Origin of the sequence: Halomonas urumqiensis (genome assembly GCF_003028575.1) — a bacterium.
Lineage (GTDB): Bacteria > Pseudomonadota > Gammaproteobacteria > Pseudomonadales > Halomonadaceae > Halomonas > Halomonas urumqiensis.
Genome location: NZ_PYUD01000001.1, coordinates 212,647 through 229,037 on the forward strand (window position 1 = coordinate 212,647; position 16,391 = coordinate 229,037).

Sequence of the window (16,391 nt, forward strand, 5' to 3'; positions counted from 1 at the left end):
CACTATCTTAAATTTCCCTCATCTTTCCGACCCCGTTCAAACGCAGGGGGGCGAACCAGCGGGGCTGTTCTAGTCTGGGGTGTCAGCCCACTTGGATTCTCTGGAGACAACCATGCGTCTGGTCGCCATTCCAGCCTGTTTGCTGTCCGCTCTATTGGTGTTCGAGCAGGTCCAGGCCTTTCCACGCATGATGTTTTCCCAGGAACCCGATGATAGCGTCGAGCAGGCTCCGTCGTTCCGTGGAGAAGCCCGATTGGTGGGCGAGGTGTCGGGCGATGATCGGGATCACTTTGCCTGGCAACTGGATGATGCAGAGACCGATCGACTCTGGACGTTCGAGTTGCAGGGTGATGGCGAGGGGGAGCTCCAGGTGGAATTCCTGTGGCCTGGCGAAGCGCCAGAGACCTCGGGTGTCACCACCTTCGGTGCCGAGCCTGAGACACAGGCCAGCGAGGATGTCTCGCTTTTACGGCTCGCGGTGTCACCTGGCGTTGACCAGGCGCGTCGCGGGTCGTTGATGGTGCCGGCAGGTGAACATCTCATTCGTATGCTGCCGAAAGGTTCGGGGGGGGAGTACCACCTGACACTGACGTCCGACGAACGGATCAATATTCGCGGCACCGTTGGGCCGGACGAGGCCGATGAGATCGCCGTCGAGGCAGGGCGACAATGGTATTTCCAGCTCGATGTGCCCGAGTTAGCCATACCACTGGTTGCCGAGGATGATGCGCGCCAACTGTGGCGCGTGGTCGTGCTTGGTGAACTGGGTGTACCGCTCGAGGCATGGATCGAAGATGCGGACGGCGAAATTATCGCCGAGGCCATGGAAGGAACCCCACTTCAGCAGCAGTGGGGTCAGCTTGAGTTGCCGGAAGGTGCTTCGATGCACCTGCGCCACAGTGAAGGCGGTGTCATTGGCCGACTGGGTGCCAGGGTCGTCGAGGATGGCCGGCGCCAGGAGGAAACGAGTCCTGACGAAGCGGAGGCGGGACACGACCCAGACCAGCAAGCACCGACGGTGGCAGGCTCTCCCGAAACGCGGCTGTGGCTCGAGGCCGGCGAAGCGTTGACCCTGGAAATGGGTCGCAATGACCGCCGCTACCTCGCGTTTCAGGTAAGGGAAGAAGAGGCGCTGACATTCGGTGTCAGCGCCGAAGATGCCGAGCCCCCCCTCGAGGTTTGTCTGCGCGAGATCGGCGGTTCCGATGAGGTGTGCCGGGAGGGTGTTAGCGAGACGTTGTTCGAGCGGATGAGCCTGCCCGCCGGTGATTATGCGCTGGCACTGCGTCGGCGCGGGCGCAGCGACGAGTCGCTTGCGTATACCTTGAGTCTCAACGAGGACGAGCCGGTCGCCCAGGGTGTTGTCAGTCGTCCCAACGACGCCCGGGAATGGGCGCTGCCGTTGGTCGCCGATGAGCCGGTTCGTGGGCACTTCGATGCAAACCGCGAAGCCTGGTTCGCCCTGCAGGTCAGTGGCGAGACCCAGCAGTGGGAAATTTCCTCCAAGGGCGAGTCGCTGGAACGCCTGTCCCTCTACCATGACGGTGAAAATGCAGCGTTCATCGACAATCGTGGCACGCGAAGCGGCGATGAGGACTTGTGGCTGGAACATGTCCGCCTGTTGCCGGGGCGCTATCTGCTGCGCCTGGTGGGTGAGCAGACCGAGTATCGCCTGCAGGCCTCGCCGACGGGCCAGCCCCAGCCAGGTGGGGAGCAGGAGCCCAACGACGACGATAGTGATGCCAATCCGCTCTGGTTGGGCGAGCAGGTGCAGGGGTCTTTCCATGCCTTGCGAGACGAGGATCGTTTCCACTTTCACTTGCCGGGATGGAACCGTGTGGCGCTCGAGCTGAACCCGCCCGAGGACGGGGAGCTGGATGCCCGCTTGTTTTGGCAGGAACAGGCTATGTTGAGGGTGTCCGGCCAGGATGAGCCCCTGTCAGTGGACCAGTGGCTACCTCCCGGTGATTACATTCTGGTGCTGGAAGGCGACCGGGTATCCCGAGCCCGCTACCAAGCCAAGGTGTCGGTGTCCGATCCGTGGACCCATGATGACATGCCGGCGCCTTCCTCAGTGGCCTCCAACGCACCGCTGCTTCCTGAGAATGCCGTTCTCAGTAGTGACATGGGAGGCGTCAGCACAGGCGGTGGCTTGCTACGCCTGCCGATCACCGACCAGGATCGCCACATCCACCTCGAAGGGCGCATCGATAGCCTGGACAGTGCCTTTACCGGTCTTGAATTCCGCACCGAGGGGGGGGAAGTGCTGGAGATTGGCGAGGCCGAAGGCCGTGGTCGGCATGTGGTGACGATACCCGGTGGCGAGGCGGTGATCCTGGAAGTCTCCTTCGGTCGGGCATCGCGGGACGTGTCGGTGTCCGATCCGGCCTATCCATTGCCGGCACCGCCTCCGCTGGAGATGCGCCTGGAGATGGACGCCGAGCGCCTGCCCCCCTTTGCGGCGACGGAGCAGCGTCTGGGATCGCGGTTGATCCTTGACAACCCTGGTGAAGAATCACTGGAGCTTGACCTTGAGTCCCATGTCAGCCATGGCGGGGCGACGGTGTCCGGGTTGCCGGATTCCATCGAACTCGCTCCCGGTGAGGAGGCCGAGTTGCCGCTTGACTGGACGTTCCCGCCGAACATGCTGGAAAGTGCACCGCTGACGCTTTACATCAAGGCCGGTGACGAGGTGCTGCGCCATGAGCTGGCGCTGGATGCACGGGTGCCGCCAGTCGAGCCCTCCGTGGTGCCGGATGTGCCGGCGTCGCTGGTGGGGCTCACTGACCTGGCATGGAATACGTTGGGCGCCACCTTCGTGGATCCCGCAAGTGGTGAACCCATCGATGACCTGCTGCAGCGGCGCAGCGGCTACGCACATTTCCTGATCGATGGCATGGCCGGTTCCGGTAGTTCGATCCGGGTGGAACGCGATCTGGGTGAAGCGCTGCCGCCGATCCGCCTGGCCGGCGAGGGTGGCCGGGTCAAGGGCATCGCCTTCAATCAACGCTCGAACCACGATCACAAAGACCGCTGGCGCGAAGTGGACATTGCCCTGGGGGATCGTCACGACACCCTGGAAGTGGTCGATACGCTTGAGCTCTCCTCAGCCGACGGTGAGCAGTTCTTCGAGCTCCAGGCACCCCATGAGGCGCGTTATGCCCAGCTCAGGCCCCGGAGTGTCTGGGGCGATGACCAGGCTCGCCGCAATGCCCATGGCACCGGGTTGCTGCGCGTGCTCGGCGAACCTGAGGGCGAACTGGCCGAGCGGCGTCACGACTTGCTCGACCACGACCTGGGGGGGCACTGGGTCTACACGCTACCGGATATCGGCTCGCTGTATGGGGTCCAGGGCCACCGCTCCACCAACCGGAGCGTCATGGATGAGCGCGCGGTCCGCCGCGGTGAGCGTATCCGAGGGCGCACCATCGAGATGGTCTTTGCCTTCCTGCATCAGCGCGCGGCGCGACTCGACGAGCTGCAGTGGGTGGAAAACCTCGACTGGGAAGGCCTGCCTGTTGCGGGAGTGAAGGTTTATACCGCCACCGAGAGCCCGGTGGGGCCCTGGCAAGCACAGGCGGACTGGACGCTCGAGCGCGACGACGAAGGAGTGGCCAGCCTGGAACTGCCCGAGTCGCCCCGCGCACGCTATGTCCGGCTGGTCTTCGATGAGCCGGAGGTTCCCGAGGGTGAGCGACGTGCCACTTGGCGCATTCCTGAAGCCTTGAAGGCCTATGAGGCGGATAGCCTGGGCAGCGGCCGCTCGGTACTGGGGCATTGGGGCATGGACCACTCGCGTGGGCCGCTGGAAGCCGAGCAGCCCCCTGGCGAGCTTTCGCTGGTCGAGGTCGAGGACACCCACAGCCAGGCCGATGAGCCGTTGGTAGTGGAGAGGCGAATCACTGGCAGGGTCGAGGAGCCAGGTGACACACGCCACTATCGAATCGATCTGGAGGAAGGTGACAATACGCTGGCGTTTGCGCTGCAGGAGTCACAGCGCGGTCGGCTGCAGGCAAGCTTGACCGGCCCCGAGGGCGCCGAGGAGGCGCTCAACTGGCGGGATGTCGAAGGCGGAAAGCGCCATGCCGAGGCCGTGGATCTGACGCCGGGAACTTATCGGCTGTCAGTCGCCGAGCCGCCTCGCTCGGTGGTCTTCCTGTGGGATGGCAGCGGCAGTGTCTCCGAGCACCAGCCGTCTATCTATCAGGCACTCAATCGCTTCGCCGAGGGGTTGAAGCCGGGCAGGGAAGTCGCCAACTTGCTGCCCCTGGGGGGGCCGCTGTTGATCGATGGTTGGGCAGAATCTCCCGCCCAGGTCGCCCGGACCCTGAATGCCTACAACGGGCGCTTCTCAGGTTCCGATTCAGACCCGGCACTCGCTCTAGCCTCACGCGCCTTGGCGAATCAGGAAGGGGAGAAGGCCATCTTCCTGATCACCGATGCCGAACAGCTGGGTCGTGAGATGTCGGTCTGGCAGCGACTGGAGGGAGTTCGGCCGCGCATCTTTACCCTGGAAATCGGCCATGGCGGCCGACGGGATACCGAGGAGTACCGCTGGTACCAGGACCAGATGCTCGGTTGGGCCAACGTGGCAGATGGCCGCTATGACTACACCACCAACCGTAGCGAGCTGATCCGCGCCTTCGAGGCGGGCATGCGCGAGCTGCGCCTGCCCACCACTTTCGCGCTTGAAGTGGAGCGCCGCTATCAGGAACCTCCCGAGCCCGGCAGCCTGCGGGTGACCAGTGGCGAGGCGCCCATCGTTGCAGCCGGTGCCGTGCAACTGATCTTCGATGCCTCGGGCTCCATGCTGCAGCGGATGGAGGGGGGCCGGCGCATTGACATTGCCCGAGACATCGTCCAGCGGGTGCTCGACGAGCGTGTGCCGGCCTCGGTGCCCGTGGCGCTGCGCGCCTTTGGCCATACCGAGCCGCATAGCTGCGAAACCGAGCTGCTGGTAGCCCCTGGTGATGACAACCATGCCCAGGTGCGGCGTGCCGTCGAAGGCATCCAGGCGATCAATCTGGCGCGCACGCCATTGGCTGATTCCCTGGATGTGGTACTCGACGACCTGGCGGATTACCAGGATCAACGCCGGCTCGTGGTCATGCTCACCGATGGTGAGGAGACCTGCGAGGGTGACCTGGAACAGTCGGTCGAGCGCCTGGTGGATGAGGGTGTCGATGTGCGCCTCAATATCGTGGGCTTCCATATCGACGAGATAGGCCTGCAAGACGAGTTCGAGCGTTTTGCCACCCAAGGTGGGGGAGAGTATTTCGACAGCCAGGATGGGAGTGAGCTGAGCCAGGGGCTTGCCGATGCGCTAGCCGCCACCTGGCGAGTGCTCGACAGCGAGAAGGCAACCATTGCCCATGGGCGAGTCGACGGCGATGCCAGGTCACTCCCTCCAGGCGACTACACCCTGGTGGTGGAGGCTCACGATGGCGAGCGTCACCAGACATTCAACATGGCGCCACGTCAGACGATGGAGCTGCGTCTGGACGACGTCCCAACGGAGTCTTCCCCATGAAGAGGGTATCGACGGCAAGGCGTATTCTGGTGACTGGCCTTCTCGCCATGATGTTGCCGGCCACCACGCTGGCCCATCAGGCGCCCGACCCCGAGCGGATGATGCAACAGCCGGTGCCGGAGCACGACGACGCGGCGACCTACCGCGGCAAGACGGCACTCGAGCATGCCGAACTGCTGATGGCGGATGCCTTTACCCAGCGGCTGATGGGGCTCGAGCGAATTGGCGCGATGGGGGTCGATGGCCTGCCTGCCCGCGATCTGGTGCGGCGCGTCTTTCGGCAGGACGGCAGCGATGAGATGACGGCGAGGCAGGCTGACCAGTTACGGCTGGCGGCCTTGAACACGCTCTACATGATACGCGCCCCGGAAGCCGAGGCCTTGCTGCGACAGGCGATCCTGGATCCGGGCTTCAGCGACAACCCGCGAACGCAACGTGAATTGATGTTGGGGGCTGTCGCCGCCGGCCTCGACGAGCAGACTCTGAGTCAGGATCTTCTGGCGCTTGCCGACAGCAAGCCTGAGCATGCGTCAAGGCTGATGGTGACCGATGCCCTCCCCGACAGCGTGCTTTCACCGCTCGCAGAGGCGCTCTTCCATACCGAGCATGACGAGGACGCCACCCGCTTCTTCCTGGCGCGAATGGACGATCTCGAGTTTGTCGATGACGCGACCTGGCTTGACTACGTGCGTGAACATGCCGACCTGGCCACGCAGAATCGGGCCGAGGTACAGGCAGCGCTGGCCCAGATCGGTACCCAGGATGCCCTGGAACTGGCGCTGGCGATCGATGAGTCCCCGGCCCAGCGCGGCGAGCTCTTTGATCGCTTCGCCAGGGGTCCGCTGGGCCCAGAGCCTGTGTTCAGGCGGTTGCTTGCGGCACTGCGCGACGAGATTACCCAGCAGGAAACGGCGCATCTGGCCAACCGCATGGAACAACTCGCCCGTGAGCTTGCCACCGGCGCGGCGGGATTCGGTTCGTCGGCGCAGGCCGAACCGGCTCTCACGGGCTTTAGCGATGCCATGGCCGACCTGATAGCCCAGGGACCCAGCGACGACCATCGCCTGATCGGTATTCAGCGCCTGGTCAGGTTTCAACAGCGCCACCCGCAGACACCCCCGTCGACGACGCTGGGGCCCGTCTTCGATGTTCTGGAGCAACCCGATACGTCCGAGCTGGTGCGCCAACAGGCGACCTCGACGCTGCAACGGTCGCCGGCCCGCCTCGTCGAATCCGACCCGGGCTATGTCATCGAGCGTGCGGTGGCACTGCTCTGGAAGGCCGAGTCTCCGAGTGATGCCGAACTTCCCGAACAACTGCTGGGCACCCCGATGCGTTCGGCCGAGCACGCCCCGCAGGTCGTCGATACCATCCTCGAGTCCATCGATGATCATCGCGACCGCTGGGCCATCAACCCGGCGGTAGGGGTGTTGATGTCCTCCGGGCTGACCCGGGGGCTCGAGCGCTCGGCGAGCCGAGAGCAAGCTTCCATGGAAATGGGCCGGATTCTGGTCAATCCCGAGGCCGACTTCGCCCATATCGGCGATCACTTCCTGCGTAACCGTGGGGGCGGGGCCCTGGCCAATCTCGAGCACAACAGCGTTGCGGGCATCATCGGCATCCTCGAGCCGGTCATCTTCGATACCGGCAGCGGTTGGCAGGCCCCCTTCCCGCCGGAGGTGCTGGCCGATCTCATGACGGCTCGACCAGGCTGGCTATCGCGGGACTCGCAGGCGCAAACCGAGTGGATCGAGTTCCTGGCCCGGGTCAGGGACCAGGGGGACCCCGACTTCAGCCCTGTCGCCGAAGCGGCCCTGGACGAATTCTGATACCCGACCAGAGGCGAGCGAACACGAGCGGGTCGTGAAGGCCCAGCCCGGAAGGAGTGATGATGACGAGAATAAATCTGCATCTCATGTTGACGGTCATTCGGAACGCCATGCTGGTGACGATCGCCGCCATGGCCGGGCTGGCAAGTATCGCAATGGCCGACAGAAGCGTTCCAACGGCAGAGGAACTGACGGCTGAGCTGGACGCCACCCAGCGCCAGGTACGCTTGATCCTGGGTGATGTGCTGCGGCACGACGCCTTCGATGTCCCGGCCCTGCTGGACGAGGTGGACAATGATCCCGAGGCGCTGGCTCGCTGGGTGCGTGAGCACACGACCCATGTGCCTTACCAGGGGCTGGTGAGAGGCGATTTTGGTGTGCTTCAGGATCGCCTGGGCAATCATCTGGACCGTGCGATGATGCTCGCTCGGCTGATCGATGAAACCGGTCGTGCGGTGCGGCTGGAGGTCTCGTCGACTCGGGCGCCCGCTCCTTCCCCGACATCGTTGGATGACCGCCCGCGCCCGCCGCCGGTGGCCTTGTCCGACGACACACGTGAACTGTTGGTGCGCATGGGCTCACCCTCGGACCCTCCGCAACCGGACGTCGCGATGCGTCCCGAATGGAACCGCTTCGATCAGGACCTCCAGATTCGGGCGGCCAGCCTGATGGAACGGCTCGCGGAGAGTTCCGGTTTTCCCGCCTGGCATGAGCAGGCAGGCCAACAGGGGGCAGCGAGCGAACCCAACGTGCGCGTCTGGTGGCAAGATGACCAGGGAAACTGGTCGTCCATCGACCTGAGTGACGGTGACCTCAGTGCGGCAGACCCCGCTCCGCCTGACGAGAGTCAAAGCCTGTCGGCCTTTAGCTCCCGTCATGCCCATCATTATGACATCGCAATCGTCGCCGAGCGCTGGCAGGAAGGTCGGTTCGATCGCGTCACTCTGCTCGAGCATGACGTTCAGGCACATAGGCTTGCCATGCAGCCGATCCGCGTCGGTATCGTACCCGAACAGCTCGACATCGATGAGTTCTACGCAGGCGACAGCGAGCAGGCGCTGGCGGAAGACCTGTTGGGGAATACCGGCTGGGTACCTTATATCCGCTATGGCGAGGAGCGCCTGCTCGGTGATCTCATCGATGATCAGGGGCGAGTCCGGGATCTTGCGCAACCCGCCCAGGCCAGGCAGATGGAGGAGGCCTCGAGCCTGCTGGGGGGAATCAGCGTTGGCGGGCGTGCCGAGCAGGATGAATCTCGCGATGCCTTTATCGGCCTCTCCCTGGAGGTGACGCATCGCCATGGGGATGAGGTGGTCAAGCGGTTGTCGCGCCCCTGGTTCTCGCTGGCCGCGGAAGACATGCCCCCCTACGAGCTCGAACGTGAACAACGACTCCAACGTGGCGTTGCGCTGCTCCGCGATACCAATATGGTGCTGCAGACCGCCGAGCCCTCCGAGGCACTGTTGTATCGCATGGAGTTGGGGTCCTTCCTGCGCAACGCCTATGCGCTGCAGGGCATGACGATGGGGCTCGAAGATGACGATATCGAGCTGCTTCAGGGTGCCATCGATGAATTGGTGGATCTACCGAAAACGGCCATGCAGTTCGCCAGGCATCGCTTTACGGCCTCCCTGCATCCCGGGCGTTTGTATATCGGCGAGCCCAATATCCTCATCGAGCATGTGGGACTCAAGCAGCTACCCGAGGGCTTCAGGGATTATCGAGCCATCGACCTGGCCCATGTGCCCCTGCACGCCATCCCCGACGACGATCCCCGGGCCGACGACGCTCAGCAGTGGCGTTTCGCCCAGGGAGTCCTGGAAACCCTGCTGGAAGCAGAGCTTCTGGCGCAGCGGAATCCGCCCGTCGACAGGGTGAAGGCGCTTGACGGCGAGAATGCCGCCCTCCGTCTGGAAACCGCCATGGCCAAGGGGCAAGAGGGGCTGTGGCTGACGCAAGCCCAGGCGAGAGGGCTTGACGATCTCACACTGTCCAGACCCGCACGGCAGGCCATGCAGGCGCAGCTCGCGCGTGGTCAACACCTCTATTTCCCGCTGATCTCCTCACTCGAGGAGTGGCCCGAAGATAAGCCCTTTCCCCACGCCTGGTGGAGCGTTGACCCGCTGAGTGGCCAGGCCCTGGGTTACGGAGGCATGGGCTGGGGAAGCTTTACGGATTACTCGCTCATGCTTCAGACCAGGCTCTATCTGCTCAAGGCATCGCTGGCACCGACCGTGGCCAAGAGCACTGTCGGCACCCATCTCGTCTGTGGGATGGCGGTGGCGCTGACCTCGTTGAAGCTCTATTCGAGCCTCGGGAATGACCTTCATTGGAGCTTGAGTGAAGCGAGTGGCCAGGCTGAACGAGTCGCCAATTTTTGCGCGAATGTCGTCAACAATCGGATATCCGGTGGCTCATGACGGAGGGTATAGCATGAAGGGTTCATTGATGGCGCTGAGCCTGTTCGCCGCCACTGCGCTGTCATTCAGTGCCCAGGCCGGGCTCTGGATCACCGGCGATATCCGTGGCGCCCTGCTGCCCTGCTTCCAGTGCCTGGAGACGTCGGAGCCGGGCCTGGCACGCCAGGTGGGCGTGATGCGTGACAAGGCCGATGAGGGTATCTGGCTGGATGCCGGTGGCTTTCTCGATGGGGGCGAAGTGGATCGACTGGGCCTGGAGGCGAGCCTGGCACTGGCGGATCGTCTGGGTATCCAGGCCCTGCATCTGACCTGGCGGGATGTCAGTCCGGCCCTGGTCGAGGCGCTCTCCGGCTCGAGCCCGGCGCTCATCTCGGCGAGTCTCGTCGATGGTCAGGGAGAGCCATTGGTCCCGGCGTCGTTGGTGGTAGAGCAGGGCGACCAACGAATCGGCGTGATCGGCATTTCGGGTGTGCCGCCTGAGTACCGCCAGCTACCCGCCTGGCAGTCATTCGGTGAGTTGTTTCGGCTGCGTGAAGCGGGGGAGGCCTTGAATGACGCCCTCGATGGGTTGCCGGGTGAGGTCGACCGGGTCGTGGTGCTCTATGCCGGCGATCACGGCATTCTGCGCAGCCTCATCGACCAGGCAGGAGAGCGTGTCGATGCCTTCGTGATGGGCAGCGGGTTCGGTAACCTGTATAGCGTCCCGCCCGAGGGAGTGATCGATGCGCGTAGCCAGCGTGGGCGACGTGTCACCTGGCTAGGGTTGCCCGATCTTGCCCCTGATTATCACCCGGTGACGCTGAGCGCGCCGGTCAATGAATCCGTGGCCCAGGCCTTGGAGAGTGCCGGGCTGCGTCATGCGCCACCGGCGCAAGAGTCTCGCCCCGGTATCTCCCTGTCGACAGATTCCGACCTGTCGCCACCCTTCGCTGCCCCCTTGCTGCTCGAGCAGGACAATCGTGTCATGGGCATGAGCGTGCTGGGCATCGAGACCCACACGGAATGGCACGGCGAGGTCGTGGAAAACGGCGACGCCTATCTGGTCCTGGATCTGCTGTTCGAGAACCGCAAGCCCTTTGATCTGATCCTGCAGGATAGCGGCCAGCGTGCCTTGAAAGTCGGCAATCTTCATCAGAATCTCGTGCTGCTGGCTGGCGGCAAGACCCATGCCGCGCTTAATCGTGAGCTTCCGGGAGATGACCTGTTACCCGACACCTTCGAGCTGCCCCAACCTGGTGAGGTGAGGCGTGGCAAGGTGGCGTACCGGGTGACGGGCACCACATCGGGCTCAATGTCGCTGCGCTACTACCATGGCGAATACCCGCCCATGGCCGCGACGATTCAGGAGGCGGAGCAGCCATCATGGGTGCAGCGCGAGGTCGACCTTCAGCGGCATCCATTTCTGGAACTCGGCATTGCCAATCTGCAAGAGCTCGATGCCGGCCAGTTGAGCCGACCGGCCGATGACCGGCGAGTCGTGGCGATGGACCTGCTGGGCCGGAGCCAGCTGACGCGCACCAATCCAGCCAACCACCATGATGGCGATGCCGACCCGGAGGCCACTGTGGAGACCCCGCGTGTGGTGCCCTATCTCTACGCGGACCTGCACATCCAACTGGTCAGTTCGGATGGCTACGTCTACCTGCCGGATTGGGAGTTCAGTGATATGGAGCGTATTCCCACTTTCCTTCCCGACCTGCTTTCCGGCGGACAGCTGGTGTTTTCGCTGCCCGAGGCAGTCGAAGACTATCGTGTCTCCCTGTATTTCCCCAATTTCGGCACTCTTACCGAAGGCACCCAGGGCTTCCCCGAGCCGATGTTCTTCGGTGAAAACGCCGAGGACTTTGCCTATCAGGAGCGAGACACCGTTGTCGACTTTGGGCTTGAGCAACTCCGCGTCAGGATCACCGACCTGGAGCGCACCGAGCAGGGGCTGGAAGTCGAGGTTGAGGTGTTCAACGAAACCGACGGGCCTGGGTTCTGGCCCATGGAATCACGCCTGGGGATCACTTCATCCACTACCCAGAGGCGAGTCACGCCGAGCGCGATCACCGACCCCCATGGCACGCCATTGGCCTGGAATGCTCACCTGCCACCGCGAGAACCACGGCGGATGCGCCTGCATTTCCCCTTGGACGAGCCATCCGGCGAGGGGCTGATCGATGTGCGTGGGCTTGCCGACAACCCGTCCCGACCGATTGCCTGGGACGTCGATCAGGTCGTCGTTGAATGACGTGGATGGCCAGCATCAGGCCAGGCCGTTCACACACCATGGCGATTCGAGGAAGTCGCAAGAGAGTCGACGAAGAGGAGAAGCATGATGTGGTATTCCATCCCACGCGTGGTTTTCACGGGGAGCCTGCTGGCCGTCACCGTCACTGTGGCTCAGGCGCAGACGGCCGATGTGCAGGTAGAAAAGCTGACGATCACCCACCCCGCCACGGATACCGACCAACAACATACGATGCTGGATCTATGGATTTCGTTGCCGGGTATCGCAAGCCTTGGTGACGACTCCAGGGTCGTATCGCTCGAAGATGACCAGGGCAACGATTTGCTGGAAACAGAGGTGTCGCCAGAGGCGCAATTCGGTTTCGACCCCGCGGAAAATGGCTATTTGATGAGGCATCAGATCACCAGCAATCTTGAAGAAAAGTGGCTGCGTGTGCCGGTGTTTGCCCCGGACGTGCCTGATCGGGAAGCGACATCGTTGAGCATGGAACTTGAACTTGAACTTGAACTTGAACTTGAACTTGAACTGGAGCTTGCGCTTGCCGGGGACGGCGCTCGACACGTGACGGTCGACAACATCGACTTCACTGATATACCGGGGTGGGGCGTGGACATTGACGCGGGCGGGCACACCGTCACCTGTCGTGACGACCGCCGTGAGCGACCGGATGATGAGCCACTCGAACTCTTCTGCTTCATGCGGGAAGGCTCCCTGCTGGGCATCACCGCGCTTGGCCAGGACGATACGCCAGAGCCTTCCCATGCCGAGTCCAATCTGGTGGTGGTAGGCGACAGGCAGGATGTCACGCTCGAGATGGAAATTCCCGAGTCATCCTCGGTTCAACAGGTGACGCAGTTGGAATTCGGGCTCGGCCTGGATCGCTGAGCGTGATAGGTGCCGCACTCAAGGCGTCACCGTCACCATTCGGCTTGTCGAGTCAATTGCCCAGTCAGCCAGGGGGGGGGCGTCATGAAGCAGCGCAGCGCATGGCCGATGCCATCGGTCTTGAACAGTCATCGGAAGTTGCTGGTGCTGGCCAGCGCCGGGCTGCTGGGGATGGCGGGTCTCGCCGATGCCGTGGGTCAGGATGATCTGGCCGAGATGCCCGACTGGCGGAGTGCTGAACTGGTGTTTGAAATCGAATGGGGGGAGGAACGGCTGGACACTATCGCCGTGTCTCCTGATGGCCTGCACCTGGCGATGACGGCGCAAGGGCAACTGGACGTCTTCGGCATGGAATTGGGTGAGCATCGTCATCGATTGTCTGGACACCTTGCCGCCGGCATGGACATGGCGTTGCCGGTCTCGTCGCTGACCTTCAGCCCCGATGGCCGGTTGCTGGCCACCACCAGTTGGAGTCAGGGAGTGTCCCCGGAGGCATCGCTGATACTCTGGGACCTGGCAACAGGCGAAGCGCGCCTGGCCCTGGCCGAGGGGCAGGGATGCCATGACGCGGCCTTCACGCCCGATGCAACGGCGTTGTGGGCCTCCTGTGGCGCAGGCGTGCAGCGCTATTCCCTGGCGAATGGCGAGATGACCAGTGACCTGGGTGATCGCCCCGTCGAGGCCATTGCCTTGCATCCCGAGGGGGAGATCCTGGCCAGCGTAGCCGCCAACGTAGGGCCCGACCCCGAGGTCAGCCAGCGTATCGTGCTGTGGGGGTTGTCGCGGCAGGGAGCCAACCAGATCGGTGTTCTCGAGGTGGGTGCCAGTGTCACCGATCTCGCCTTCACTCCCGACGGTCGCCACCTGGTAGCGCAAGGCCAGGGGGATGAGCAACGCCAAACTCCGCGGCAGGTGACGGTATGGGACTGGCAGCGTGCCGTCATTGTCCATCGACATGCACTGCTGGATTCGACGCCGGTCGCCATGAGCCCGGATGGCACGATCCTGGCGGGCGGTTTCCGTGATGGCCTGTTACTGGCACTCGATGGCACACCGCTCGAGCATGGCATCCTGATTCGTCAGCAAGGCGGCGCCGATGCACTGGCCTTTGGGCCGTCGGGCGAGGAGGTTGTGTGGGCGGGCAAACCGCCGACCTTTCCCACAGCGGTGGTGCGATTGTGGCGGACCAAGACAGCCAACCAAGCCCCTGGCCAAACGGGGGAAAGCGACTACCAGGTCATCGAGCTGCCCGAAGCAGGGACCACTGACGATCCGGTGGCGCTCGCGCGGGAGCTTTACGGCCTGCGCGAGCCCAACGCGCTCATCGAGGAAACGGTCACTCTGCGGAGGCTGTCGGGTGGTGACAGCGTGGTCACGCTGCGCCTGGATGGGCTCAAGGATGACTCGGTGCGTGCCATCCGCTACCGGCTTCACTTCACTCCGGCGGACGAGGGACGTTGGCGACTCGACGAGGTAGGGCGGCAGCAGCGGTGTCGGCGAGGTGGCATCGATCCTGACGAGTGGATCACGCAGCTCTGTCCATGAGCCTCTTTCGCATCAGCCACCTGCGAGGGAGACGTTTTTCAGGCGCCCCCTTTGAATCAACGGGGTGGGGCGTTGTGCTTCTGGCTAGTCTGGGTGGCACTGGAACGCGTATCCAGCCACACCATTGCAGTGAAGCCGGGGGAACTATGTGGGATTTTCAGGTTGGTCGGGCATTGGGGATGATGCTCAAGACACTACCGTTCATCGTTTTCCGACTGGTCGTCTACTTTGGCGTTGCCCTGGCCTATGTGCTGATGACGGGCGTGGGCGCAGGCGTCGGCTGGGGGGTTGGTGGAATGGGCGATGAGGGGTTCCGAGCGGCCTCGACCTTCTGGGGGGGTGTCGTTGGCTTCGGTATCGTGGGCGCGGTGATGTATGCGCTACGCGAGTATCTGCTCTACCTCGTCAAGGCAGGGCATATCGCCGTGCTGGTTGAGCTTATCGATGGCCAATCGCTGCCGCAAGGACGGGGCCAGATCGATCATGCCTCGAGCGTTGTCAAGGAGCGCTTCGGTCAGGCCAGCCTGTTGTTCGGTATCGACCAGTTGATCAAGGGCGTACTGCGGACCATCACTGGCCTTGCGCGGGGAATCTTCGGCCTGGTGCCGATTCCTGGCGCCCGACAGTTCATCCGGCTCATCGAAGCTTTCCTGAAGATCGCGGTGGGATTCATCGATGAAGTGATTCTTGCCTACTGTATTCGCACAGGCTCGACAAATGCCTGGGCCTCTTCCCGTGATGCTTTGGTGCTGTATGGCCAGAATGCCAAGCCAATGCTCAAGAATGCGGCTTGGCTGGCGCTGATCGTTTATGGGCTCTCCTTCGTCGTCTTCCTGGTCATGTTGGCACCGGCGGCGGCAGTGGCGTACCTGATTCCCGGTGGCTGGTCGGCGACCGGGGTGGTGGTGGCGCTGCTGTTTGCCTGGAGTGTCAAGGTGGCGGTACTCGAGCCTTTCGCCATCACCTGCATGATGCAGGCCTATTTCAAGGTGATCGAGGGTCAGGCCCCCGATGCAGAGTGGGAATCGAAGTTGGATGGCATGTCCAGCAAGTTTCGCAAGCTAAAGGAAAAGGCGGTCGGTGGTCAGCCGCAAGGCGACGCGCATCCAGCCTCCGAGTAACGACCGATAGTGGGACCAACCAATGAGAGAGATGACCTATGCGTAGCGTGCAAACACATCTGGGTTTGGGGATATTGACCGTTGTCCTGAGCCTTCCTCTGATGGCTCAAGCCCAGGAGAATGAGATCATCGAGCAGATCGAGCTGGGGCTCGAGCTCTATCAGGAGCAGGACTACGGCGGCGCCATCACCGAGCTTGAGTTCGCCATCAATGACCTGCGCAAGCTGGTGTCCGGGCGTATTGCCTCGACCTTTCCCGAGGCGCCAGAAGGGTGGACCGCAAGCGAAGCCGAGTCCGAGTCCGCTTCCGGTGCAGGGGCGGCGGCGATGATGGGAGGTGGCGGCACCACGCTGCAGCGCCAGTATCGCCAGGAAGGCGGGAACGCCAGTCTGGAAGCCTCACTGATGATCGACAACCCGATGATCCAGGCCATGGCCGGTATCCTCAATAACCCTGCGATGATGGCCGCCCAGCCCAACACCGAACGCGTGCGTATCGGGCGGGAATCGGCGATGGTCAAGTGGGAATCCGATCGCGCGCGTGCCGAGGTCACCTTGCTGCTCGATGGCCGCATTCTGATGCAGGTCAAGGGGCAGAACCTCGAATCCCAGGACGTGGCGGTCGATCTCCTCAAGGCATGGGATATCGATGCGGTGCGTGAACAGGCGGCTCGCTGAGGCGGTTGCGTCCTTATAACGTTGATAAATTCTGCACATTTGATCCAGAACCTCGCTGCGACCCGATGTTCATAGGGGTATGCCCAAAGCGTTGATTGGTTATCCGTTTGTACCGTGGGTGGCTGTCTACGCTGAAGGTACCCCTCTCGTG

At 63.1% G+C, this 16,391-nt stretch carries 8 protein-coding genes; all 8 read left to right on the forward strand.

The window, feature by feature from the left end; genetic code table 11:
- Positions 1–112 precede the first annotated feature (112 nt).
- Complete coding sequence (locus C6V82_RS00925; RefSeq protein WP_102588423.1) at positions 113–5,530, forward strand: vWA domain-containing protein; 5,418 nt, start codon at positions 113–115, stop codon at positions 5,528–5,530.
- Positions 5,527–7,359 (forward strand): hypothetical protein, encoded by a 1,833-nt coding sequence (locus tag C6V82_RS00930; protein WP_102588422.1) that lies wholly within the window; start codon positions 5,527–5,529, stop codon positions 7,357–7,359. The genes C6V82_RS00925 and C6V82_RS00930 overlap by 4 nt, the downstream gene beginning before the upstream one ends.
- Positions 7,360–7,421: 62 nt before the next feature.
- The gene (locus C6V82_RS00935) at positions 7,422–9,779 is read left to right on the forward strand and encodes a hypothetical protein (protein ID WP_146009676.1); all 2,358 of its coding nucleotides are present in this window, start codon (positions 7,422–7,424) and stop codon (positions 9,777–9,779) included.
- 13 nt (positions 9,780–9,792) lie between these two features.
- The gene (locus C6V82_RS00940) at positions 9,793–12,012 is read left to right on the forward strand and encodes a bifunctional UDP-sugar hydrolase/5'-nucleotidase (protein WP_102588420.1); all 2,220 of its coding nucleotides are present in this window, start codon (positions 9,793–9,795) and stop codon (positions 12,010–12,012) included.
- A gap of 87 nt (positions 12,013–12,099) precedes the next feature.
- Complete coding sequence (locus C6V82_RS00945) at positions 12,100–12,897, forward strand: hypothetical protein (RefSeq protein WP_102588419.1); 798 nt, start codon at positions 12,100–12,102, stop codon at positions 12,895–12,897.
- A gap of 84 nt (positions 12,898–12,981) precedes the next feature.
- Positions 12,982–14,442, forward strand: a complete 1,461-nt coding sequence (locus C6V82_RS00950; protein ID WP_102588418.1) for a WD40 repeat domain-containing protein — start codon at positions 12,982–12,984, stop codon at positions 14,440–14,442.
- 179 nt (positions 14,443–14,621) lie between these two features.
- Entirely contained in the window at positions 14,622–15,563 is a 942-nt protein-coding gene (locus C6V82_RS00955; RefSeq protein ID WP_219724515.1) for a hypothetical protein, read from the forward strand.
- 101 nt (positions 15,564–15,664) lie between these two features.
- A complete protein-coding gene (locus C6V82_RS00960) occupies positions 15,665–16,240 on the forward strand; it encodes a hypothetical protein (protein WP_102588416.1) in 576 nt (191 codons plus the stop codon).
- Positions 16,241–16,391 lie beyond the last annotated feature (151 nt).

Excerpts from the sequence above, each read along its gene's own strand:
- C6V82_RS00940 (WP_102588420.1), top strand. The coding sequence starts at position 9,793 with ATGAAGGGTTCATTGATGGCGCTGAGCCTGTTCGCCGCCACTGCGCTG.
- C6V82_RS00955 (WP_219724515.1), top strand. The coding sequence starts at position 14,622 with ATGATGCTCAAGACACTACCGTTCATCGTTTTCCGACTGGTCGTCTAC.
- C6V82_RS00950 (WP_102588418.1), top strand. The coding sequence starts at position 12,982 with ATGAAGCAGCGCAGCGCATGGCCGATGCCATCGGTCTTGAACAGTCAT.
- C6V82_RS00925 (WP_102588423.1), top strand. The coding sequence starts at position 113 with ATGCGTCTGGTCGCCATTCCAGCCTGTTTGCTGTCCGCTCTATTGGTG.
- C6V82_RS00960 (WP_102588416.1), top strand. The coding sequence starts at position 15,665 with ATGGCTCAAGCCCAGGAGAATGAGATCATCGAGCAGATCGAGCTGGGG.
- C6V82_RS00935 (WP_146009676.1), top strand. The coding sequence starts at position 7,422 with ATGACGAGAATAAATCTGCATCTCATGTTGACGGTCATTCGGAACGCC.
- C6V82_RS00930 (WP_102588422.1), top strand. The coding sequence starts at position 5,527 with ATGAAGAGGGTATCGACGGCAAGGCGTATTCTGGTGACTGGCCTTCTC.
- C6V82_RS00945 (WP_102588419.1), top strand. The coding sequence starts at position 12,100 with ATGTGGTATTCCATCCCACGCGTGGTTTTCACGGGGAGCCTGCTGGCC.